Source organism: Streptomyces sp. NPDC007929 (genome assembly GCF_042959065.1).
GTDB lineage: Bacteria > Actinomycetota > Actinomycetes > Streptomycetales > Streptomycetaceae > Streptomyces.
Genome location: NZ_JBIBKD010000003.1, coordinates 711728 through 734268, shown reverse-complemented (window position 1 = coordinate 734268; position 22541 = coordinate 711728). Strand labels below are relative to the sequence as shown.

Genomic DNA, 22541 nt, shown 5'->3' with positions numbered 1-22541 from the left:
TATGCGACATTGATCATAACTATCCCGCTGCGCGCATCGCTCGGCGCACGGCCGCACAAGGGGGCGCATGGCCAATATGGTCAGGGCATGACGACCGAGCCTCACTCCTTCCCCCGACGGCACGCCCGTACCCAGCGCTTCACGCTCGGCGCGCCGCGTTCGTTCACCGTGGCGCCCGACGGTTCGCGTGTCGTGTTCCTGCGCTCCGGTTCCGGTACGGACCGGGCGAATTCGCTCTGGGTCCTCGACACGGAGGAGGGCGGGGAGCGCGTCGCCGCCGACCCGCGCGCCCTGCTGGGCGGCGCCTCGGAGGACCTCTCGTCCGAGGAGCGGGCCCGGCGCGAGCGCAGCCGCGAGGGCGGCGCCGGCATCGTCGGGTACGCCACCGACACGGCGGTCGAGCTGGCCTCTTTCGCCTTGTCAGGGCGGCTTTTCGCGGCCGAGCTGCGGGCCGGGACGGCGCGTGAACTGCCCACGCCGGGGCCGGTGATCGACCCGCGGCCCTCGCCCGACGGGCGGCACGTCGCGTACGTCGCGCAGGGGGCCCTGCGGGTGGTGGGCGCCGAGGGGGAGGGCGACCGGGCGCTCGCCGAGCCGGAGTCGGAGAATGTCTCATACGGACTGGCCGAGTTCATCGCGGCCGAGGAGATGGGACGGTCCCGGGGCTTCTGGTGGGCCCCGGAGTCGGACCGGCTGCTCATGGCGCGGGTGGACGACACGCCGGTGCGGCGGTGGTGGATCGCCGACCCCGCGCATCCGGAACGGGAGCCGCAGCGGGTGCCGTATCCGGCGGCGGGCACGGGCAACGCGGAGGTGCGGCTGTTCGTGATCGGGCTGGACGGGCCGCGCACGGAGGTCGCCTGGGACCGGGCGCGCTACCCGTATCTGGCGCATGTCCACTGGTCAGCGGCGGGGGCGCCGCTGCTGCTCGTACAGGCGCGCGACCAGCGCAGTCAGCTGATCCTGGCCGTGGATCCGGACACCGGCGCGACGCGGATGGTGCACGCCGACGAAGATCCAACATGGCTTGATCTTTTCCCCGGGGTGCCGTGCTGGAGCCCCTCTGGGCAGCTGGTGCGGATCGCGGACGAGGGCGGTGCGCGGGTGCTGGCGGTCGGGGACCGGCCGCTCACGGGAGCACAGTTGCACGTCCGGGCCGTGCTGGACGTCTCCGAGCACGACGTGCTGGTCTCGGCGTCGGCGGGCTCGGAGGCCGCCGGGGAGGCGGAGACGGGCCAGGTGCACGTCTACCGGGTGAACGAGCTGGGCGTGGAGCGGGTGTCCGAGGAGCCGGGCGTGCACGCGGCGGTGCGGGCCGGGGAGGTGACGGTTCTGGTCTCGGCGGCCCTGAACCGGCCAGGTTCACTGGTGCGGGTCCTGCGCGACGGAAAACCGACCAGGACTGTCCCTTCGTACGCCGAAGATCCCGGTATGTCCCCCCGCGTGACGCTCACCGAGGGGGGCGCACGCCGTGTCCCGTGCGCCGTGCTTATGCCTCGGGACTACGACGGTGACACCCCGCTGCCGGTGCTCATGGACCCCTATGGGGGTCCTCACGGCCAGCGGGTGGTCGCCGCGCACAACGCCCACCTCACGTCGCAGTGGTTCGCGGATCAGGGTTTCGCGGTCGTGGTCGCGGACGGCCGGGGCACCCCGGGCCGCTCCCCCGCCTGGGAGAAGGCGATCCACCACGACTTCACGCTGTCGCTGGACGACCAGGTCGACGCGCTGGAGGACCTCGCGAAGAGCCACCCCCTGGACCTGTCCCGGGTGGCCATCCGCGGCTGGTCCTACGGCGGCTGGCTGGCGGGCCTCGCGGTGCTGCGCCGCCCGGACGTCTTCCACGCGGGCATCGCGGGCGCGCCGGTGACCGACTGGAGCCTCTACGACACCCACTACACCGAGCGCTACCTGGGCACGCCCGCGGAGCACCCGGAGTCGTACGCGAAGAGCTCCCTGGTCACTTCCGACGGACTGTCCTCCCCCGCCGAGCCGCACCGCCCCCTGATGATCGTGCACGGCCTCGCCGACGACAACGTCGTGGTCGCCCACGCCCTGCGCCTGTCCTCGGCCCTGCTGGCCGCCGGCCGCCCGCACGAGGTGCTGCCGCTGTCCGGCGTCACCCACATCACCCCGCAGGAGCAGGTCGCCGAGAACCTGCTCCTGCTCCAGGTCGACTTCCTGAAGCGCGCACTGGGCATCAGCCGGGCCTGATCACGGCAACGGGCCGGGGCCACATGGCGCGCCCCGGCCCGTCTACGGCACCCGCACGGCCGTACGCCCACCAGCGTGCCGCGTCCGTATATCGGAACCGGGTCGGCGAAGTTGCCTGCGTGTTAACGCAGTTGACGGGGGCTTCCGGGGGTGTGGGCCCCGGCCGCGGAGTCGAACAGCCCACCGGGAAACGGAGTTGCCGTGTGCACCGCGGTCGAGTTCCCTGGGGCGATGTCCGACCTTCATATCGCGCGTCCGAGCGACGACGCGGGCCTCAGAGACTGGCAGCACGTCCACAACGTGATCATTCCGGCTCACACCCTCTCCCTGGACGAGGTCCGGGAGCGTGCCCAGCGCAACCACCTCGAAGTCGCCTACCTCGGCGACGTGCTCGTCGGTTGCAGCACGGTGCGCCCACCGACCGACGACACGCGCACGGCGACCGTGATCGCCCGGACGCTCCCCGCTCACCGCGGTCAGGGGTTCGGCACCGAGCTGTATGTGAGAGGCATCGGACGGGCGCGCGAACTCGGCGCCGAGGCGATCGAGACGGTCGTGCTCAGCAGCAACGAGGACGGACTTCGGTTCGCGCGCAAGCGGGGGTTCGTCGAGATCGACCGGTACCTGCTGCCGGGTGACACCATCCCCTGGATCGACCTGCGCCTCTCCTCGGATCTCCTTCCCCCAGGAGAGTAAGGAGAACGGCACGGCTGATTCCCGGCACCCGAGTGGGTGCCGGGAATCAGTGACGGGTCCGACGGCGGTTCACACCGCGTGGACGACGTTCTTCTCCTCGGCGAAGTGGCACGCCGACTCGTGTGCCGCCGGGGTGTCCACACCCTCGAAACGCCGGGGTACCGCCAGCAGGGGCACCTCCTGCGCGCACCGGTCCTCCGCCTTCCAGCAGCGGGTGCGGAAGCGGCAGCCGGAGGGCGGGTTGGCCGGGGACGGGACGTCGCCGGTCAGGATGATCCGCTCGCGGCCTTCACGGGCCTCCGGATCCGGCACCGGAACCGCGGAGAGCAGCGCCTGGGTGTACGGATGCGTCGGGTGGTCGTAGATCTGCTCGTCGGTCCCGATCTCGGCCATCTTGCCGAGGTACATCACACCCACGCGGTCCGAGATGTGCCGGACGATCGACAGGTCGTGCGCGATGAAGAGATACGAGAGGTTGAACTCGTTCTGCAGCTTCTCCATCAGGTTGATGACCTGCGCCTGGACGGACACGTCCAGCGCGGAGACCGGCTCGTCGCAGATGATGATCTCGGGGTTGAGCGCGAGGCCGCGGGCGATGCCGATGCGCTGGCGCTGACCGCCCGAGAACTGGTGCGGGTAGCGGTTGATGTACTCGGGGTTGAGGCCGACGACGTCCAGGAGGTCCTGGACCTTGCGGCGGCGGTCGCCCTTCGGGGCCACCTCGGGGTGGATCTCGAAGGTCTCCCCGATGATGTCGCCCACCGTCATACGGGGGTTGAGCGAGGTGTAGGGGTCCTGGAACACCATCTGGATGTTCCGGCGGACGGCCTTCAGCGCGCGCCCGGACAGCTTGGTGATGTCCTGGCCCTTGTAGAAGACCTCGCCCGCGGTCGCCTTCTCCAGCATCATCAGCAGCTTGGCGACCGTGGACTTGCCACAGCCGGACTCGCCCACGATGCCGAGCGTCTCGCCCTGGTAGAGGTCGAAGGAGATGCCGTCGACGGCCTTGACCGCCCCGACCTGCTTCTTGAACAGGATGCCCTGGGTGAGCGGGAAGTGCTTCACCAGGTTGCGCACCTGGAGGATCGGCTCGCCCCGCTCCACCGGCGCCTCGATCGCGGCGACCGCCTCCGTTTCGGAGGAGGCGTCGACGACCTCGACCTCGGAGACGTTCGGCGTGGCGTCCTGGGGCTCGTCGCTCTTGCGGAGCTCAGCCATGGATCGTCTCCTTCCAGAAGTGGCACGCGCTGCCGCGGCCGGCCAGCTCGCCGCCGTCCCGCTCGGTGACGGGGTACAGCTGCGGGATGTCCGTACGGCAGACGTCCTGGGCCTTGGGGCAGCGCGGGTTGAAGGCGCAGCCGGACGGGATACGCGTCAGGTTGGGCGGCAGGCCCTTGATCGCGTACAGGTCCTGGCCCTTCTGGTCCAGGCGCGGGATCGAGTCCAGCAGACCCTTGGTGTACGGGTGCGCGGGGCGCTTGTACAGCTCGTGCACGGGAGCGGTCTCCACGATCCGGCCCGCGTACATCACGGCGATCTTGTCCGCGACGTCGGCGACCACGCCGAGGTCGTGGGTGATCAGGATCAGACCCATGTTGTACTCGCGCTGCAGGTCCGCGAGCAGGTCCATGACCTGGGCCTGGACCGTCACGTCGAGGGCCGTGGTCGGCTCGTCGGCGATGATCAGGTCCGGCTCCAGCGCGAGCGCCATCGCGATCATGATGCGCTGGCGCATACCGCCCGAGAACTGGTGCGGGTAGTCGTTCACCCGGGCCGCGGCGGCCGGGATCTTCACCCGGTCCATCAGCTCGATCGCCTTGGCCTTGGCGTCCTTCTTGGACATGCCCTGGTGGACGCGGAACATCTCGCCGAGCTGGTAGCCGACGGTCAGCACCGGGTTCAGCGAGGACAGCGCGTCCTGGAAGATCATGGCGATGCGCTGACCGCGGATCTTACGACGCTCCTCGGCGGACATCTTCAGCATGTCCTGGCCGCGGAAGAGGATCTCCCCCTTCGGGATGCGGCCGGGCGGCATGTCGAGGATGCCCATGATGGCCTGGGCGGTGACGGACTTGCCGGAGCCGGACTCGCCGAGCACGGCGAGCGTCTCACCGGCGGAGACCGAGTAGTTGACGCCGTTGACGGCCTTGGCGACACCGTCGCGGGTGTGGAACTCCACGTGCAGGTCGCGGACTTCGAGCAGGGGGCGGCCCGTGCCCTCCGAGCCGTCCGGTGCGGGACTCTCGGCCACTTCATCGATGATGGTCACGTACGCCTCCCTCAGCGCAGCTTGGGATCGAGGGCGTTGCGTACCGCATCGCCGAACATCAGGAACGACAGCACCGTGATCGACACCATCACCGAGGGGATGATCAGGGTGTGTGGCGCGATACGGAGCTGCTCACGTCCTCGCGCCACGTCGCCGCCCCAGGATACCGCCGTGTCTCCGAGCCCCACGCCCAGGAAGGACAGAGTGGCCTCGGCCGCGATGTAACCGCCGAGGGCGATGGTCGCGACGACGATGATGGGTGCGAGGGCGTTGGGCAGGATGTGCCGGAACAGGATCCGGGAGGTGGAGGCGCCCAGTGCCTTGGCGGCCACGACGTAGTCCGCCTGCTTGATGGTGATCACGGCACCGCGGGCGACGCGCGCGATCTGGGTCCAGCCGAGGAAGGCCAGGGCCATGATGACGACCCAGACGGTGCGGTTGTCGAAGGAGTTGAGCACGACCAGGGCACCGAGCAGGAACGGGATGCCGAGGAAGATGTCGGTGACCCGCGAGAGCAGGGTGTCGGTCCAGCCGCCGAAGTAGCCGGCGATCATGCCGATGATCGTGCCGATGACGGTGACGGCGAGGGTGACACCCACACCGACGGTGATCGAGGCACGGGCACCGTAGACGACGCGTGCGTAGACGGAACGGCCCTGGACGTCGTAGCCGAGCCAGTCCGGGGCGAAGACATGGCCCCAGTTCGGCTTGCCCAGATAGTGCTTGGCCAGTTCGGCGTCACGGGGCGAGGCGCTGGTGAACAGGCCCGGCCAGATCGACATCACCAGCAGGAACACGATCAGCACGGCCGAGACCAGGAACAGCGGGTTGCGCCGCAGGTCGTGCCAGGCGTCGGACCACAGGCTGCGCGCCTTCTCGGGAGCCGGGCCCGCGTCGCTCACGACGACGCCCGCGGTGCTCACCGTGTCACCGGGAAGGGCTTCGACCTTCTTCTCGACGGTCTTGTCAGGCATACCGGATCCTCGGGTCCAGGACCGCGTAAAGCAGGTCGACGATCAAGCTGGCAACGAGGTAGATGACCACCATGAGCGAGGCGATCCCCACGACGGTAGCGCCCTCACGCCTGCTGAGGGCCTCGTAGATCTCGATACCGATGCCGCGCACGTTGAAGATTCCCTCGGTCACGATGGCGCCGGTCATCAGGCTGCCGATCTCGATGCCGAGGAAGGTGACGACGGGGATCAGCGAGTTGCGCATCAGGTGGACGCCGATGATCCGGCGGCGCGGCAGGCCCTTCGCCACGGCGGTGCGCATGTAGTCGGAGCGCAGGTTCTCCGCGATCGACGTGCGGGTCAGCCGGGCCACGTAGGCCAGGGAGAGCGACGCCAGCACGGTGGCGGGGAGCACGAGCTCGGAGATGTTCGTCGAGTCGCGCACGTTGGGTTCGGTGATCCCCCACTTGAACGCGAGCAGGTACTGCAGCAAGAAGCCCAGCACGAAGGACGGCATCGAGACGAGGACCAGGGTCAGCCCCAGCAGTCCGCGGTCGCGCAGCGTGTCGGGGCGCAGGCCGGCGACGATGCCGAGGCCGATGCCCACGATCGTGACGAAGGTGAAGGCGAAGATCGTCAGTCTGATCGTCACCGGGAACGCATCGGCGATGATGTCCGCGATGGGGCGCTGGCTGGCGATCTGGGTGCCGAAGTCGCCCTGGAACAGACCGGTCATGTAGTTCACGTACTGCTGAAGGAGCGGCTGGTCGAGCCCGAGTTCCTTCTTGATGCTCGCGACCACCGTCGGGTCGTACGCCTGATCCCCCATCATCGCCCGGACGGGATCGCCGGGCAGGGCGTACATCATGCAAAAGATGATCAAGGTTGACCCGATGAACACCGGGATCATCTGGAGCAGTCGTCGTGCGACATAGCGCCCCATAGGTGCCTCCGTGAGGGGTTAACGCAGGTGCGGGGGCCGTCTCCTGGTGACGAGACGGCCCCACGCACCTCCCACCGCCGCCTGAATCGGCGGTGGGCTTACGGCCAAGTGGGAAGAGCCCGAGGGGCTCCTCTTACTTCGTGGTGACGGCCCACACTTCGAGGTCACCGTGGAAGTCGACGTTGACGTTGTCGACGCCCTTACCGTGGCCGCCGTTGATGCGGTAGTACCAGAGCGGGATGGCCGGCATGTGCTCGACCAGCTTCTTCTCGACCTCCTGGAAGGCCTTCACCGACTCGTCGAGGGACTTGGCGTTGTCCGCCTTGTTCATCAGCCCGTCGATCTCCTTGTTGGAGAAGCGACCGTTGTTGGCCTCGGCGGTGGTGTGGTACAGCTCCTTCATGAAGTTGGCGTTGACCGGGTAGTCGGCGACCCAGCCACCGCGGTACATGCCCTTCACCTGGTCGTTGTCACGGGCCTCGAGGTCCGTGGCGAAGTCGGGCTTCGGGTCACCCGTGCAGTCGACGCCGGTGGCCTTGCGGATGGACTCGCAGACCGCGGTCACCCACTCCTTGTGCCCACCGTCGGTGTTGTACTGGATGGTGAACTTGTTGCCCGGGACGCCGCCACCCTCCTTGATGAGCTGCTTGGCCTTCTCCGGGTTGTACGTGAAGACGTCCGTGTCCAGGTTCTGGTAGCCCTTGACACCGGGCGGCGTGAAGCCCTTGGCCGGGGTGCGGGTGTTGTTCAGAACCGTCTTGGTGATCGTGTCGCGGTCGATCGCCATCGACAGACCCTGCAGGACCTTCGGGTCGATGTCCTTGAAGGTCTTGGAGTAGAACGCCGGGGTCAGCGTCTGGAGGGCCGCGTACGGCTGCTCGATGGCACCGTCGCCGAGGTCCTGCTTGTACTTCGGCAGGTCCGTCGGGCCGACCTGGCGGATCATGTCCAGGTTGCCGGAGACGACGTCCTTGTAGGCGGCCTCGAGCGTCGTGTAGGCCTTGAACTGGACGCCCTTGTTCTTCGCCTTGTTCGGGCCCTGGTACTCATCCCAGGCCTTGACCTGGATGAGCTTCTTGTGGTCCCACTTCTCGAACGTGTAGGGACCGTTGCCGACCGGCTTCTGGCCGAAGGCCTTCGGGTCGTCGTAGAAGACCTTGGGCAGCGGGGCCCACGTGGTGTAACCGAGCTTGTAGTTGAAGTACGGCATCGTGTACTTCAGCTCGATGGTGAAGGTGTGGTCGTCCACCGCCTTCAGGCCGGACATGGTCTCGGCCTTCGGGTCGCCCTTCTCCGGGTGGACATCGTCGTAGCCCTTGATGTCCTGGAACCAGAACGAGTTCTGCTGGTTGTTCTTGATGTTGGCGTACCAGTTCCAAGCGTCGATGTACGACTTGGAGGTGACTTCTTCGCCGTTGTGGAACTTCCAGCCCTTCTTGAGCTTGACCGTCCACGTCTTCGAGTCGTCGGTGGTGACCGACTCGGCGTTCGTGTAGACGATGTCACCCTTGGAGTCGAAGTCCAGCAGCTGGGTGAAGAGGGACTGGATGACGTACGAGCCGTTGCTCTCGTTGGTGTCGGCCGGGATGAGCGGCTTCTGCGGTTCACCGACGTCGATCGAGACGTAGCCCGCAGGCCCGGAACCCTTGCTCTCTCCCTCACCATCACCGTTGCCGCCACAGGCAGTGGCAGCCAGGGCGACGACTATCGCACCCGCGACCCACTTGGCGCTCTTGGCACCGCGCATGGGTTCCTCCTATGAAGTCATTGGTTCACCGCGAAGGGAGCACACGACACATCACGGCCCCCGCCCGTCGCCGGTGCCGGAATTCGTCGAGTGCCCCCGCGCTCGTGAGTCGCGCCGCTGCCGGCTACTGACCCGTACATCCGAGCTCTACGCGCCTAACTATCTGCCAAACGCCTGGACCGAACCACACTCTCGAGGTCTCGGTTCGATCACAGCTCTCGCCTACATCTTCCAAAATCCGGACAAAGGGTTTGGTGAAAGATCCCTGCGAAACGGACTTGTTACACATCTATCGGTGTCCACTGTCCGCATTCCGGACGCGAGAGTGAGATAAACCGGTTGCGACGTACCGTGGGTCCCGTGCAGGGTGCCACCGGAGTCTGTCGCCCGCTCAAGAACCTTGTGCGGCAAGGCCGTTGTGCGTTCCCCTGGGTGGGGGACGCCTGGCGCTTCCGGAGCAGGGTAGTGGGAGAAAACCGCCCCTGAGGGCCGTCACCGGCAAATCGAGGGTTTTCCCTACCCCTTCCTTCGGCGTTCCCTCCGCTTTACTCAAACGGCACCGGGGACCCCGCCTGAGCGGGGTCCCCGGTGCCGTTCGGGTACGCGGAGCCGGCGTCAGCCGTGCTTGGCGCGGCTCGCGGCGCGGGCGCGCTCGCGGGCGTCCAGGTTCACCTTGCGGATGCGCACGGCCTCCGGGGTGACCTCGACGCACTCGTCGTCCCGGCAGAACTCCAGGGACTGCTCCAGCGACAGCTTGCGCGGCGGGACGATCGACTCGGTCACATCGGCCGTGGACGACCGCATGTTGGTGAGCTTCTTCTCCTTGGTGATGTTGACGTCCATGTCGTCGGCGCGGGAGTTCTCGCCGACGATCATGCCCTCGTACACCTCGGTGCCGGGCTCGACGAACAGCACGCCGCGCTCCTGGAGGTTGGTCATCGCGAACGCGGTGACCGCACCGGAGCGGTCGGCGACCAGGGAGCCGTTGTTACGGGTCTGGAGCGCGCCGAACCAGGGCTCGAAGCCCTCGTGGATGGAGTGGCCGATGCCGGTGCCGCGGGTCTGCGTCAGGAACTCGGTCCGGAAGCCGATGAGGCCGCGCGAGGGCACCACGAACTCCATACGGACCCAGCCGGAGCCGTGGTTGGACATGTTGTCCATACGGCCCTTGCGGACGCCCATGAGCTGGGTGACCGCGCCCATGTGCTCCTCGGGCACGTCGATGGTCATGCGCTCGACGGGCTCGTACGTCTTGCCGTCGACCTCCTTGGTGACGACCTGGGGCTTGCCGATGGTCAGCTCGAAGCCCTCCCGGCGCATCGTCTCGACCAGGATGGCCAGCGCCAGCTCACCGCGGCCCTGCACCTCCCAGGCGTCGGGGCGCTCGGTGTCGAGCACGCGGAGGCTGACGTTACCGATCAGCTCGCGGTCGAGGCGGTCCTTGACCTGACGGGCGGTGACCTTGCGGTCCTTGACGGCCGCCTTGTTGTCGGCGCCCTTGCCGGTGGCGCCACGGCCGACCAGCGGGGAGGTGTTGGTGCCGATGACCATGGAGATCGCGGGCTCGTCGACCGTGATCAGGGGCAGCGCGACCGGGTTCTCCGGGTCGGCCAGCGTCTCGCCGATCATGATGTCCGGGATACCGGCGACCGCGCAGATGTCACCGGGGCCGGCCACCTCGGCGGGCTTGCGGGTGAGCGCCTCGGTCATCATCAGCTCGGAGATGCGGACGTTGCTGACGGACCCGTCGCGCTTCATCCACGCGACCGTCTGGCCCTTGCGCAGCTCGCCCTGCTCGACGCGGAGCAGCGCGATACGGCCGAGGAAGTTGTCGGCGTCCAGGTTGGTGACGTGGGCCTGGAGCGGGGCGTCCTCGTCGTAGGTCGGGGCCGGGATGTGCTCCAGGATCGTGGAGAAGAACGGCTCCAGGCTGGTGGAGTCGGGCGGGACCGTGCCGTTGTCCGGCTTGGTCAGCGAGGCGATGCCGTCGCGGCCGCAGGCGTAGACGATCGGGAACTCGATCTGCTCCTCGTCGGCGTCCAGGTCGAGGAACAGGTCGTAGGTCTCGTTGACGACCTCGTCGATCCGGGAGTCCGGGCGGTCCGTCTTGTTGATGCAGAGGATGACGGGCAGCCGCTGCTGGAGCGCCTTGCGCAGCACGAAGCGGGTCTGCGGGAGGGGGCCCTCGGAGGCGTCCACGAGCAGGACGACACCGTCGACCATCGACAGACCGCGCTCGACCTCGCCGCCGAAGTCGGCGTGACCGGGGGTGTCGATGATGTTGATGGTGATGACGTCCCCCCCGTCCTTCGGGTGGTACTTCACCGCCGTGTTCTTGGCCAGGATCGTGATGCCCTTCTCACGCTCCAGGTCGTTCGAGTCCATCATGCGGTCGTCGACCGAGTCGAGCTGGTGCGCGGCGAAGGCGCCGGCCTGCTTCAGCATGCCGTCGACGATGGTGGTCTTGCCGTGGTCGACGTGGGCGACGATGGCGACGTTGCGGATGTCGTGGCGCGTGGCCATAAAAGGCTTACTCCCGGAGTAGTGAATGCCCTGCGCGTACGTCAGTGGTGCGCGGGCCCTGCCGGGCTCAACATGCCACGGCCTCACCCCATGGTACGGGGCTGCGGCCGCAGGGGTTAGCCGGGATACGTCGGTGCAGGTCAGACCTTGTTGGAGGCTGCTCAGGGGCAGGCGTGCCGGGCGACCTCCCGGGCGAGGGCCGAGTCGGGGCGTTCATCGCAGTCGGTCAGGCCGGAGATGTCAACCGTCCAGTTCCGGGCGTGGCCCGAGGCCGTCCTGCCGTCCGGGCAGGTGTAGCGGAAGTCCGCCGACACTTCCCGCACCCCCGCGTACTGCACGAACTCTCCGGCCGCGTGGGGCGTGACACGGCCGTCGTCGAGGTCAGGGGCCGGGAGACGGACGTCGGTGAACGCCCAGGTGTCGCCGCCCGCCTCGGCCAGGGTGCGTGCCTCGGAGTCGATCTCGCCGGTCTTCTTGCCGAACGAGAAGAGGATCTCCGCCGGGGAGGGGGCGGGTCCGTCGGCGCGTACCGAGGGGCGGGGGGTGTACACCCGCCGCATCCGGTTCTGCAGGCTGCCGCCACCCTCGCCGAGCCGCTCGGGATCGGAGACCCCGGTCAGCCGGTCCCGCTTCGTGACGCGGGACCAGGCGAACGTGCCGTCCGCGCAGGCCTTCGCCTCGGCCTTGGCGCTCTTGCGGCCCTTTCCGTTCTCGTCGCCGCCCGCGTCCCCCGTACAGGCCGTCAGTCCCGTCACCAGCACCCCGATGACCAGCCCGGCCGTGCAGGCCCGCCCCACCATGCCGCGCATCCGCCGGCTCCCGTCCCCCGGGTACGGACACCGCCCGGCGTCCGCACCATGATCACTGCTGATCTCATGGTGCGGACGCCGGGCGCGGTACGGCAAGGCGTTTGAGCATGTACAGAGCTTGTGAGGCGTTCCCGGAGCTACCGGGCGGGTGAGCCCTTCGCCGACGGGCCGGACGCCGGCTTCGCGCCCTTCTTCAGGAAGCCCATGTCCTCGTAGACCGGGGTGCCGAAGCCGAAGGCGCCGGCGTTGACCAGGTTCTTGCGGGCCGCGAGGAGCTGGGGGCGCTGGAAGAGGGGGATCGAGCCGGCCGCGGCCCAGATGCGGGAGTCGGCCTTGCGGATCAGGGAGCGGGACTCGCCCTCGTCGAGCGTGGCCACGGCCTGGTCGAAGAGCTGGTCGACCTGGTCGGTACCGACGCGGGTGTAGTTCTGCTCGACGTTCAGCGAGCCGTCGGCGGCCGGGACGGGCTTGGAGTAGACGGGCCGGGCGTCGGTGGCGGGGTAGGCCGTGGCGGGCCAGGAGTACAGGGCGAGGTCGTACTGGCCGGAGGCGATGTGGTCCTTGAAGTAGGACTCGTCGGAGACCTTGGAGATCTCGGTGCCGATGCCGACGCGCTCCAGCATCCGGGAGATGCGGTCCGCGACCGTGCGCAGCGTCTTGGAGCCGGGCCCCGAGGGGAGCACGAAGCGCAGGGTGAGGGGCTTGCCGTTCTTGGCGAGCGGGGCGGCGGCCTCCTGCTTCGCCGGGGCGGCGGTGCCCCGGGGGGCGTACGCGCCGGGGGCTCCGCCCTGGTGCGGGGCCTGGTACTGCCTGCCGTCCTGGGCGAGGTGCCCGGCGGGGTCGTGGGCCTTGCTGTCGTCGTTGCCCTGGTCGTCCCCGCCGCCGTCGGCCTTTCCGCCCTCGGGGCCCGCGGCCTTCTCCTTGTCCTTCTTCTTCTCCTCGACCGGGCCGCCGCGTACCCACCCGGCGTCCGCGAGCAGCGCCTGGGCCTCCTTGGTGTCCTGTCCGCCGAGGGCGCCGCTGTTGTCGGCGTAGTGGGCCTGGCCGGACAGGGCGAGGTGGCTGCCGACCGGGACCGTGGGCAGGCCGAGAGGCTTCAGGACGACCTCGGCCAGTTCCTCGCGGTCCAGGGCGCGGGCCACGGCCCTGCGGACCCGCTCGTCGGTGAGCGGGCCCTCGGCGCCGTTCAGGGCGAGCTGGGTGTAGGCCGGCTCCAGGGACTTGCGGACCTCGAAGCCGCCGAGGGCCTGCTGCTGCCGGGCGTACTTGGCGGTGGCCTTGCGCAGCTTCCCGCGGGCGACGGTCTCCTCGTCGGCCGCCTCCTCGTCGGAGCCGTTGGCGACGGCCCAGGACTCCAGGGCGTCCGCGGCGGACCGGTCGGCGCCCGGGCCCATCAGCGGGCTGCCGGAGGGGTGCGGGCGGGCGGCGACGGTGATGCGGCGGGCCGCGGCGGGGTCGATCTCGGCCAGGTCGAGGGTCCCGGCGGCCAGTTCGGCGGCCCGCTTGTCGCGCGGGACGGTGCGCAGCACGATCTGGGAGAGCTTGGCGGGCTCGCCCCACCAGCGCGGGTTGCGGTCGAGGGTGATCTCCCCGTCCTCGCGGTCGGTCTTCTTCACCTTGAAGGGCCCGGCGGTGATCTTGAGCTTCTTGCGGGCCCCGTCGTTGAAGGAGTCCGGGGTGCCCATGACGTCCTTCGGGTACAGCGGCGAGAACAGCGAGCGCCAGTCCGCGTAGGGGCGGGCGAAGGTGACCCGGACCTCCAGGGCGTTGTCGCCGCGCTCGATCTTCTGGATGCGGTCGTAGCCGGCGTTGCGGGCGGTCCAGTACGCGGTGTCCTTGCCGGACAGGGCGCGCCACTGGGCGGCGAAGTCGGCGGCGCCGATCTCCCGGCCGTCGCTCCACACGGCCTGCTGGTTGAGCTTGTACAGGACGACCTGCTTGGGCTCGGTGTCGATGACCTTGGCGGACTCCAGGTAGTCGGCGTTGCGCTCCGGGCGGCCGGAGGCGTCCATGCGGAACATCGACGGCAGGACGGCCTGGGCGACGCGGGTGGTGGTGGCGTCGGCGTCCGACTGGAACGTGTTCAGGGTGTCGGGGACGGAGTCGACGGCCCAGCGCAGGGTGCCTCCGTCGGTGATCCGGTCGCGGGGGGCGGGCTGGATGTCCTGCCCGGCGAGCGGCTTGCCGGACGGGTCCTCGGAGCCGCATCCGGCGAGCGCGGGCACCGCGAGCACCCCCGCGGTGAGGAAGGCGACCGAGCGCGTGACCGCGCGCGGGCCGACGCCGTGCTGGGACATCTGTGCTACCTCCGGGAAGCCGCGGGCGTTATGATCACTTTTGGCGGTATTTGGAGTTCATCTGATGTATGCGGCCACTGAAGAGGAAAGGGTTCGGCAACACAGGGCGACACGGCGGTCACGGGCGGGAAGCCACCCGTGCGGCCCAACGCACCGGACGGTGCACCCATGCGCCTCGGCCAATCGATGCACATCCCTTCACAGCACAAGGTGTGACGCGCAACACTCGCAGGCGCATGAACGTTGCCGCCTTGGGCCACGAAGGACCCGCGGAAGTGAGGGCAAGTCATGTCCGTTCACGACGAACTGACGTCAGTCCAGCGCAGTCTCGACGAAGTGTTCCGCTCGCTGGGACGCCTGGAGAAGCAGCTCGGCACCGGCGGCCTGGAGATGCGCCGCGTCCGTGCCGACGCCAACCACCTGCGCGAGAGCGTCGCCCTGCTGCGCGACGCTGCCGCGGCACCGGCCGCGCCGACCCGCCCCGAGCTGGTCACCATCTCGGACACGCCGTACGACTCCACCCTGTGGAGCGACTCGGACGACGAGGGGCTCGGCGCCCGGGACCGGCGCGCTCCCTGACCCGGGGAGGAGTCGAGCGCGACCGGCACCTCCCCCGAACCCGACCGGAGTCGTCACGTGGCCACTGGTACGGAACCCCCCGCCACCGAACCCAGACCTGAGAGCGGCGGTGTGCGGGGTGCCGCGCGCGCCGCGATCGCCGCCCCGCATCTGCGCACCGACCGCTGGTGGCTGGCCCCGGCCGGCACGGCCGCGGGACTGCTCGCCTTCATCGTCTACTCCACCTGGCGGGCCTTCGCCAACGCCGACTACTACGCGGCGCCGTACGTCTCGCCCTTCTACTCCCCCTGTCTGGCGGAGAACTGCGAGCCGATGCGGGCCGGCCCGAACTGGGAGATCTTCGGGAGCTGGTGGGGCATCTCGCCCGCGATCATCATCCTGATCTTCCCGCTCGGCTTCCGCCTGACCTGCTACTACTACCGCAAGGCCTACTACCGGGGCTTCTGGGCGTCCCCGCCGGCCTGCGCGGTGGCCGAGCCGCACAAGAAGTACACCGGCGAGACCCGCTTCCCGCTGATCCTGCAGAACATCCACCGGTACTTCTTCTACGCCGCGCTCGCCGTCGCCGGGATCCTGACGTACGACACCGTGCTCACCTTCCGCGACGAGAACTACGCCTGGGGCCACATGGGGCTCGGCACGCTCGTGTTCCTGGTCAACATCGTGCTGATCTGGGCGTACACGATCTCCTGCCACTCCTGCCGGCACATCGTGGGCGGCAAGCTCAAGCACTTCTCCAGGCATCCCGTGCGCTACCGGATGTGGCAGTGGGTGGGGAAGCTCAACGCCCGGCACATGCAGCTCGCCTGGGCGTCGCTGGTGAGCGTGGCGGTCGCCGACTTCTACGTCTACCTGGTCGCGTCCGGTGCCTTCGACGATCCGCGCTTCTTCTAGAGGGATGGGGCCTTTTTGATGTCCGTGGTCGACCGGCAGGAGTGGGACGTCGTCGTGGTGGGCGCGGGCGGCGCGGGCCTGCGCGCCGCCATCGAGGCCCGTGAGCGCGGCGCCCGTACGGCCGTGATCTGCAAGTCGCTGTTCGGCAAGGCGCACACGGTGATGGCCGAGGGCGGCATCGCCGCAGCGATGGCCAACGCCAACGAGAACGACTCCTGGCAGGTGCACTTCCGCGACACCATGCGCGGCGGCAAGTTCCTCAACCAGTGGCGGATGGCCGAACTGCACGCCCAGGAGGCGCCGCAGCGGGTGTGGGAGCTGGAGACCTGGGGGGCGCTGTTCGACCGCACCAAGGACGGCCGGATCTCCCAGCGCAACTTCGGCGGCCACGAGTACCCGCGCCTCGCGCACGTCGGCGACCGCACCGGCCTGGAGCTGATCCGCACGCTCCAGCAGAAGATCGTGGCGTTGCAGCAGGAGGACTTCAAGGAGACCGGCGACTACGAGTCCCGGCTGAAGGTCTTCCAGGAGTGCACGGTCACGCGCGTGCTCAAGGAGGACGGGAAGGTCTCCGGGGTCTTCGCCTACGAGCGCGAGTCGGGTCGCTTCTTCGTGCTGGAGGCACCCGCCGTGGTGATCGCCACCGGCGGCATCGGCAAGTCCTTCAAGGTGACGTCGAACTCCTGGGAGTACACCGGCGACGGCCACGCCCTGGCCCTCCTCGCGGGCGCTCCCCTGCTGAACATGGAGTTCGTGCAGTTCCACCCGACCGGCATGGTCTGGCCGCCGTCGGTGAAGGGCATCCTCGTCACCGAGTCGGTGCGCGGCGACGGCGGTGTGCTGCGCAACTCCGACGGCAAGCGGTTCATGTTCGACTACATCCCCGACGTCTTCAAGGAGAAGTACGCCGAGACGGAGGAGGAGGGCGACCGCTGGTACGACGACCCGGACCACAACCGCCGCCCGCCCGAGCTGCTCCCCCGCGACGAGGTGGCACGGGCCATCAACGCCGAGGTCAAGGAGGGGCGGGGCTCTCCGCACGGGGGCGTGTTCCTGGACGTGTCGACGCGGATGCCCGCCGAGGTCATCAAGCGACGGCTGCCGTCGATGTACCACCAGTTCAAGGAGCTGGCCGACGTCGACATCACGGCGGAGGCGATGGAGGTCGGGCCCACCTGCCACTACGTGATGGGCGGTATCGCGGTCGACTCCGACACGGCGGCGGCGCGCGGTGTGCCCGGCCTGTACGCGGCCGGTGAGGTGGCCGGCGGCATGCACGGCTCCAACCGGCTCGGCGGCAACTCCCTGTCCGACCTGCTGGTGTTCGGCCGCCGGGCCGGCTGGCACGCGGCCGAGTACGCGGCGGGGGCGGCCGGGGCGCGGCCGGTGGTGGACGACGTCCAGGTCGACGCGGCGGCGGCGGAGGCGCTGCGGCCCTTCTCGGCCGAGGCGGAGCTCGACGAGCCGAAGGGCGGCCCGCCGGAGAACCCCTACACCCTGCACCAGGAACTCCAGCAGACGATGAACGACCTGGTCGGCATCATCCGCCGGGAGCCGGAGATGGAGCAGGCCCTGGAGAAGCTGGCCGAGCTGCGGCTGCGGGCGCGCCGGGCCGGGGTCGAGGGGCACCGGCAGTTCAACCCGGGCTGGCATCTCGCCCTGGACCTCAGGAACATGCTGCTGGTCAGTGAGTGCGTGGCGCGCGCCGCTCTGGAGCGCACCGAGTCGCGCGGCGGGCACACGCGTGAGGACCATCCGGGGATGGACCGCATGTGGCGCCGGATCAATCTGCTGTGCGCGCTCACCGACCCCACCGGCGGCCTGGCGGCGACGGACCCGGTCCGCGGCCAGATCGCCCTCACCCGTGAGACCACCGAACCCGTCCGTGACGACCTGCTCGCCCTGTTCGACAAGGAGGAGCTGGTCAAGTACCTCGCCGAAGAGGAGCTCCACGAATGAGCGGCTATACGGCCCACTTCAAGGTGTGGCGCGGGGACGTGGGCGGCGGCGGCCTGGAGGACTTCAAGGTCGAGGTCAACGACGGTGAGGTGGTGCTCGACATCATCCACCGCCTCCAGGCCACGCAGGCGCCCGACCTCGCCGTGCGCTGGAACTGCAAGGCGGGCAAATGCGGTTCCTGCTCGGCGGAGATCAACGGCCGTCCGCGGCTGATGTGCATGACCCGCATGTCGGTGTTCGACCGCGAGGAGACCATCACGGTCACCCCCCTGCGCGCCTTCCCCGTCGTCCGCGACCTGGTCACCGATGTCGGCTTCAACTACACCAAGGCCAGGGAGGTCCCGGCCTTCGTGCCGCCGGACGGTCTCGGTCCCGGCGAGTACCGGATGATGCAGGAGGACGTGGACCGCTCGCAGGAGTTCCGCAAGTGCATCGAGTGCTTCCTGTGCCAGGACACCTGCCATGTGGTGCGTGACCACGAGGAGAACAAGCAGGCGTTCGCCGGGCCCCGTTTCCTGATGCGGGTGGCGGAGCTGGACATGCACCCGCTGGACGCGGCGTCGGAGTCGGGCCTGGACCGCAAGACCACCGCCCAGGACGAACACGGCCTCGGCTACTGCAACATCACCAAGTGCTGCACGGAGGTCTGCCCCGAGGGCATCAAGATCACGGACAACGCCCTGATCCCTCTGAAGGAACGCGCGGCCGACCGCAAGTACGACCCCCTGGTCTGGCTGGGCTCGAAGATCAGGAGGCGCTCTTCAGCGGGCTGATCACTCGTTGACCCAGTCTTCCTTGTAGGCACGCCAGTCCGCCTCGGTGGCGGTGAAGTCGATGTAGAGGGCTACGCCGAAGTTGGACCGGTCGGCGTCGGTGCGGGACAGGCCCAGGCGGACGCCCCGGACGGCCGCGGGGACGGTTTCGGCGTGGCCCCAGTGGTCGAAGTTGCTCTCGTAGTAGAAGGGCAGGCCCATCAGGAGGTCGGTGGAGGGCGGGGTGACCTCCAGGGCCAGGGAGGTCTGCTGGGCGACGTAGCCGCCGTAGGTGCCCTCCAGGGGCTGCGCGGTGTCGTACGACATCACGGCGATCTGGTCGACGCGGCGGGCGACTTGGCCGAAGAACTCCTGTGACCACCACTTGGGGTGCTCGGTGAACAGGCCGAACACGGTGTGCAGGTTCGGGAGCGGGTCGATCTGGTGCGCGGCGACGGAGAGTTGCGCGTCCCGGGAGCGGGTCTCGCGGCGCAGGGCGTCGAGAAGGGTGAGGTAGTCGCTGTCGCCGGACGGCATGGGCTCCAGGTCGAGGTGGACGCCCTCGTAGCCGGTGTCCAGGATCTGGCGGGCGGAGCGGACGACTGCGGAGCGGGTGTCCCGGTCCGTCAGGAGCATGCCCTCGGAGTCCTCGTCGGCCAGGACGTCGCCGAGGAAGGCCTGGACGCGGACGCCGGGAATCTTGTCGTGGACGGCGTCGATGAACCAACGCGCCTTCGGATAGACCGACTTCGGGAGTGTCCCGTCGTGCTCCAGCGGGCCCGAGTGGACGTACAGGTCGCGGATGCCGGTGTCGCGCAGGCGCCGGGCCAGGGCATCGACGTCGGCGTCCTTCTTGCGCCCGTCGACCCAGGCGTGGCCGAGCCAGAGGGCGTCGCGGTTCCTGCTGTACGTGCCGTCCGCCGGGTCGCCCGTGTAGTTGACGCGGAGGGCTGTCAGCACCGTGAGGAGGGGGAGCAGGAGGAGCAGCGGGAGGCCGATGGCCGTGCGTCTGATCCAGCGTCGGCGCCGCCCCTTGGGGGCCCCACCCTCCGTGACTTGCGAGTCCCGCGAGTCCTGCGAGTGCTGCGTGTCCTGCGCGCCTTTCGTGTCGTTCGTGTCGTTCGTGGCCTGCGTGTCCTCCATGCCGTCTCCCCCCGGTGGTGCGGTTGATGTTGCCGGGGAGGACGATCGGCACCTGCGTTCGGTTGCGGATCAGAACAGGCTCAGCAGCGCCTCCGCCGGGTCCGTCAGGCTCGTGTCGCCGCCGGGCAGGGGCAGTTCGAACCACACCGTCTTGCCCCGAGGCGTCCGGCGGGAGCCCCACGCCGCGCTGAGGAGGCCGACCAGCTGGAGGCCCCGGCCGCCCTCGTCGGTGTCGCGGGCCCGGCGGCGGCGGGGCTGGACCAGGCCGGAGTCCCAGACCTCGCAGACCAGGGTGCGGTCGAGCAGCAGGCGCAGCCGGATCTCGCCCTCGCCGTAGCGCAGGGCGTTGGTGACCAGTTCGCTGACCAGCAGCTCCGTGGTGTCGACCAGGGGTTCCATGTCCCAGGCGAGCAGCTGGGCGCGGGCGTACTCGCGGGCCCGGCCCACGCTGCGCGGCTCGCGCGGCAGGGTCCAGTCGCCGACGGAATCCGTGGGCAGTCCCTGTACACGTGCCATCAGCAACGCGATGTCGTCCTCGCCGTGATGGGTGTCGAGGGTGTTGAGGACGTGGTCGCAGACGTCCTCCAGCGGCTGGGTCGGGTCGGAGAGCGCGCTGACGAACGCCTGGAGGCCTTCGTCCAGGGGGTGGTCGCGGCTTTCGACCAGGCCGTCGGTGTAGAGGGCGAGCAGGGCGCCTTCGGGCAGTTCGACCTCGACCTCCTCGAAGGGCTCCCCGCCGACGCCGAGCGGCATGCCCGGCGGCACGTCGAGCATCAGCGCCGGTTCGCCCGGCTCGACCAGGACGGGCGGCAGATGGCCCGCGTTGGCGAAGGTGCAGCGCCGGGTGACCGAGTCGTAGACGGCGTAGACGCAGGTGGCGAGGTACACCTCCGACAGGTCGGCCTCGCGGGGGCGGCGGGCCGCCCGGGTCGCCTGCTGGACGCCGCCGGGGGCACCGAGGCCGCGGGCGATCTCGTCCAGCTGGGAGAGCACCTCGGCTGGTTCCAGGTCCAGCTGGGCCAGGGTGCGCACGGCCGTGCGCAGTTCGCCCATGGCGACGGCGGCGCGCAGGCCGCGGCCCATGACGTCCCCGACGACCAGCGCGGTGCGGTGCCCGGGCAGTTCGATGACGTCGAACCAGTCGCCGCCGACCTCGCTGGGCCGGCCGGTGTTGACGTTGCCGGGCAGATAGCGGCACGCGATGTCCAGGCCGGAGGCCTCCGGGTCGCCGGGCGGGAGCAGGGACCGTTGCAGTATCAACGCGCGTTCGTGCTCGCGGCGGTAGAGGCGGGCGTTGTCGATGCAGACCGCGGCCCGCGCGGCCAGTTCCACGGCGAGGTCGCGGTCCCGGTCGCCGAACGGCTCGCTGCCCTTGGTGCGGGCGAACTGCGCGAGCCCGACGACGGTGTCGTGGGCGACCATCGGCACGGCGAGCGTGGACTGCACGAGCCCGCCGTCCTCGCCCGGGACGGTCTGGGGCCGGGCGGTGCGCAGGGCGTCCGCACAGGGCGAGTTGAACGGGTAGTGGTGGACGGCGCCAACCGCGACGGGCACGCCGGTGCCGGTGAAGGGCGCGTCGGAGACGGCGCTGGCGAACGCCACGCGGCGCAGCTCGGCGCTGCCGTCGGCGAGCCCGGGCGGGGTCTCGTCGCCGGCCAGCAGGCCCTGGTAGAGGTCGACGGTGGCCAGGTCGCAGAAGCCGGGGACGACGACGTCGAGGAGCTGACGGGCCGTGGTCTCCAGGTCGAGGGAGTTGCCGATGCGGGCGCCGGCCTCGTTGAGCAGGGCGAGGTTGCGCCGGGCGGCGGCGGCCTCCCGGGCGGCGGCGCGGCGGGCGGTGATGTCGATGCCGAGCCAGGCGATCCCGATGGGGCGGCCCGAACCGCTGTGCACCCGGTAGAGGTTGACGGACCAGTGGCGGCGCTCTTCGGAGCCCGGCACGAAGCCCGTGACGTGCATGTCGGTGATGGAGCTGCCGGTTTCCAGCACCCGGCGCAGCGTGGCGGCGACGCGCTCGGCCTCGCCGCGCTGGAGGTAGTCGTGGACGCCCCGGCCGCGGTGGTCGTCGGGCGCGCCGCCGAAGATGGACGCAAACCTCTGGTTGACGCGACGGACCCGCAGGTCGGGGTCGATCAGCAGGAATCCGAACGGGGATTGACTGAAAATGGCCTGCGAGGCGGCGAGGTCGGTCTCGATGCTGCGCAGGGTGCGTACGTCGACGACGATGCAGACGGCGGCCTTCTCACCCGCGTCGGTGCGCGTCGGCATGACGTACACCTCGGCGAGCCCCTCGTGGCCGCACTCCCCCTCGACGCCCTTCGGCATCCGGAAGGGCACCACGCCGGTCCACTCGCGGCCGTCGAGGATCTCGGCCATCTTGCGCATGCCGCGCTCGTGGTGGCGCGGGTCGATGAACGCCTCGATGGGGTCCATGCCGACGGCGCGGTCGGCGGGGATGCCGAAGAGGTGCTCGGCGCGCAGGCTCCACTGCTCGACCAGTCCGTCGGGGCCGATGGAGAAGGACGCGACCCTGATGTAGTCGTAGATGGAGCCGGGGGGACTGCTCTGCCACATGGCGTCCCCGGTTCGCACCCCGTCGGCCGCGAGCGCACCTCCCACCGCGGAGGCCAGGCCGTCGGTGGCCCTCACCCTCGCGCCCTCCGACGGGTCCTCGGACTCCGTGGCCTTCGCTGGTATCTCGCTCACGCGAACCGTCCCCTCCAGCTCACCGCGTCCGGCACCGGTCACCGGGGGCGGCTGCCC

Annotated in this window: 16 protein-coding genes; 6 read left to right on the top strand and 10 right to left on the bottom strand. The window is 69.5% G+C overall.

Annotated elements, in window-relative coordinates:
- Positions 1-87: 87 nt before the first annotated feature.
- Positions 88-2214 (top strand): prolyl oligopeptidase family serine peptidase, encoded by a 2127-nt coding sequence (locus tag ACFZDE_RS12975; protein WP_391199776.1) that lies wholly within the window; start codon positions 88-90, stop codon positions 2212-2214.
- Between the two features lie 231 nt (positions 2215-2445).
- Positions 2446-2910, top strand: a complete 465-nt coding sequence (locus ACFZDE_RS12970; RefSeq protein ID WP_390993713.1) for a GNAT family N-acetyltransferase — start codon at positions 2446-2448, stop codon at positions 2908-2910.
- 69 nt (positions 2911-2979) lie between these two features.
- Here ACFZDE_RS12970 and ACFZDE_RS12965 read toward each other — a convergent pair whose 3' ends face one another.
- The 8 genes from ACFZDE_RS12965 to ACFZDE_RS12930 all read right to left on the bottom strand — a co-directional run bounded on the left by ACFZDE_RS12965 (position 2980) and on the right by ACFZDE_RS12930 (position 14451).
- Positions 2980-4128, bottom strand: a complete 1149-nt coding sequence (locus ACFZDE_RS12965) for a dipeptide ABC transporter ATP-binding protein (RefSeq protein ID WP_390993712.1) — start codon at positions 4126-4128, stop codon at positions 2980-2982.
- Positions 4121-5179 (bottom strand): oligopeptide/dipeptide ABC transporter ATP-binding protein, encoded by a 1059-nt coding sequence (locus ACFZDE_RS12960; RefSeq protein ID WP_390993711.1) that lies wholly within the window; start codon positions 5177-5179, stop codon positions 4121-4123. The genes ACFZDE_RS12965 and ACFZDE_RS12960 overlap by 8 nt, the downstream gene beginning before the upstream one ends.
- Before the next feature lie 11 nt (positions 5180-5190).
- On the bottom strand, positions 5191-6153 hold the full coding sequence (locus tag ACFZDE_RS12955; RefSeq protein ID WP_390993710.1) for an ABC transporter permease subunit: 963 nt from the start codon (positions 6151-6153) through the stop codon (positions 5191-5193).
- A complete protein-coding gene (locus ACFZDE_RS12950) occupies positions 6146-7075 on the bottom strand; it encodes an ABC transporter permease subunit (protein ID WP_390993709.1) in 930 nt (309 codons plus the stop codon). The genes ACFZDE_RS12955 and ACFZDE_RS12950 overlap by 8 nt, the downstream gene beginning before the upstream one ends.
- 133 nt (positions 7076-7208) lie before the next feature.
- Positions 7209-8822 carry an ABC transporter substrate-binding protein gene (locus ACFZDE_RS12945; RefSeq protein WP_391199773.1) on the bottom strand — a complete coding sequence of 538 codons (1614 nt, stop codon included), beginning with the start codon at positions 8820-8822 and terminating at the stop codon, positions 7209-7211.
- A gap of 615 nt (positions 8823-9437) precedes the next feature.
- Positions 9438-11345: a translational GTPase TypA gene (gene typA, locus ACFZDE_RS12940; RefSeq protein WP_390993707.1), complete on the bottom strand. Its 1908-nt coding sequence runs from the start codon at positions 11343-11345 to the stop codon at positions 9438-9440.
- A gap of 161 nt (positions 11346-11506) precedes the next feature.
- Positions 11507-12154: a hypothetical protein gene (locus tag ACFZDE_RS12935; RefSeq protein ID WP_391199772.1), complete on the bottom strand. Its 648-nt coding sequence runs from the start codon at positions 12152-12154 to the stop codon at positions 11507-11509.
- A 137-nt stretch (positions 12155-12291) separates the two neighbouring features.
- The gene (locus ACFZDE_RS12930; RefSeq protein WP_391199771.1) at positions 12292-14451 is read right to left on the bottom strand and encodes an ABC transporter substrate-binding protein; all 2160 of its coding nucleotides are present in this window, start codon (positions 14449-14451) and stop codon (positions 12292-12294) included.
- Between the two features lie 288 nt (positions 14452-14739).
- Between ACFZDE_RS12930 and ACFZDE_RS12925 the strand changes: the two genes are divergently transcribed.
- The 4 genes from ACFZDE_RS12925 to ACFZDE_RS12910 are packed head-to-tail and all read left to right on the top strand — an operon-like array spanning position 14740 to position 18656.
- Positions 14740-15030: a hypothetical protein gene (locus ACFZDE_RS12925; RefSeq protein WP_390993704.1), complete on the top strand. Its 291-nt coding sequence runs from the start codon at positions 14740-14742 to the stop codon at positions 15028-15030.
- A gap of 57 nt (positions 15031-15087) precedes the next feature.
- Complete coding sequence (locus tag ACFZDE_RS12920) at positions 15088-15924, top strand: hypothetical protein (RefSeq protein ID WP_391199769.1); 837 nt, start codon at positions 15088-15090, stop codon at positions 15922-15924.
- Positions 15925-15942: 18 nt separating this feature from the next.
- On the top strand, positions 15943-17883 hold the full coding sequence (locus tag ACFZDE_RS12915) for a fumarate reductase/succinate dehydrogenase flavoprotein subunit (RefSeq protein ID WP_390993702.1): 1941 nt from the start codon (positions 15943-15945) through the stop codon (positions 17881-17883).
- Positions 17880-18656, top strand: a complete 777-nt coding sequence (locus ACFZDE_RS12910; RefSeq protein ID WP_391199767.1) for a succinate dehydrogenase/fumarate reductase iron-sulfur subunit — start codon at positions 17880-17882, stop codon at positions 18654-18656. Before ACFZDE_RS12915 ends, ACFZDE_RS12910 begins: the two co-directional genes overlap by 4 nt.
- Here ACFZDE_RS12910 and ACFZDE_RS12905 read toward each other — a convergent pair whose 3' ends face one another.
- Both ACFZDE_RS12905 and ACFZDE_RS12900 read right to left on the bottom strand, forming a co-directional pair.
- Positions 18657-19778, bottom strand: a complete 1122-nt coding sequence (locus ACFZDE_RS12905) for a hypothetical protein (protein ID WP_391199766.1) — start codon at positions 19776-19778, stop codon at positions 18657-18659.
- 69 nt (positions 19779-19847) lie between these two features.
- Entirely contained in the window at positions 19848-22484 is a 2637-nt protein-coding gene (locus ACFZDE_RS12900; RefSeq protein ID WP_390993699.1) for a SpoIIE family protein phosphatase, read from the bottom strand.
- Positions 22485-22541: the final 57 nt, after the last annotated feature.

Excerpts from the sequence above, each read along its gene's own strand:
- ACFZDE_RS12975 (WP_391199776.1), top strand. The coding sequence starts at position 88 with ATGACGACCGAGCCTCACTCCTTCCCCCGACGGCACGCCCGTACCCAG.
- ACFZDE_RS12970 (WP_390993713.1), top strand. The coding sequence starts at position 2,446 with ATGTCCGACCTTCATATCGCGCGTCCGAGCGACGACGCGGGCCTCAGA.
- ACFZDE_RS12965 (WP_390993712.1), bottom strand. The coding sequence starts at position 4,128 with ATGGCTGAGCTCCGCAAGAGCGACGAGCCCCAGGACGCCACGCCGAAC.
- ACFZDE_RS12955 (WP_390993710.1), bottom strand. The coding sequence starts at position 6,153 with ATGCCTGACAAGACCGTCGAGAAGAAGGTCGAAGCCCTTCCCGGTGAC.
- ACFZDE_RS12950 (WP_390993709.1), bottom strand. The coding sequence starts at position 7,075 with ATGGGGCGCTATGTCGCACGACGACTGCTCCAGATGATCCCGGTGTTC.
- ACFZDE_RS12945 (WP_391199773.1), bottom strand. The coding sequence starts at position 8,822 with ATGCGCGGTGCCAAGAGCGCCAAGTGGGTCGCGGGTGCGATAGTCGTC.
- typA (WP_390993707.1), bottom strand. The coding sequence starts at position 11,345 with ATGGCCACGCGCCACGACATCCGCAACGTCGCCATCGTCGCCCACGTC.
- ACFZDE_RS12935 (WP_391199772.1), bottom strand. The coding sequence starts at position 12,154 with ATGCGCGGCATGGTGGGGCGGGCCTGCACGGCCGGGCTGGTCATCGGG.
- ACFZDE_RS12930 (WP_391199771.1), bottom strand. The coding sequence starts at position 14,451 with ATGTCCCAGCACGGCGTCGGCCCGCGCGCGGTCACGCGCTCGGTCGCC.
- ACFZDE_RS12925 (WP_390993704.1), top strand. The coding sequence starts at position 14,740 with ATGTCCGTTCACGACGAACTGACGTCAGTCCAGCGCAGTCTCGACGAA.
- ACFZDE_RS12915 (WP_390993702.1), top strand. The coding sequence starts at position 15,943 with ATGTCCGTGGTCGACCGGCAGGAGTGGGACGTCGTCGTGGTGGGCGCG.
- ACFZDE_RS12910 (WP_391199767.1), top strand. The coding sequence starts at position 17,880 with ATGAGCGGCTATACGGCCCACTTCAAGGTGTGGCGCGGGGACGTGGGC.
- ACFZDE_RS12905 (WP_391199766.1), bottom strand. The coding sequence starts at position 19,778 with ATGGAGGACACGCAGGCCACGAACGACACGAACGACACGAAAGGCGCG.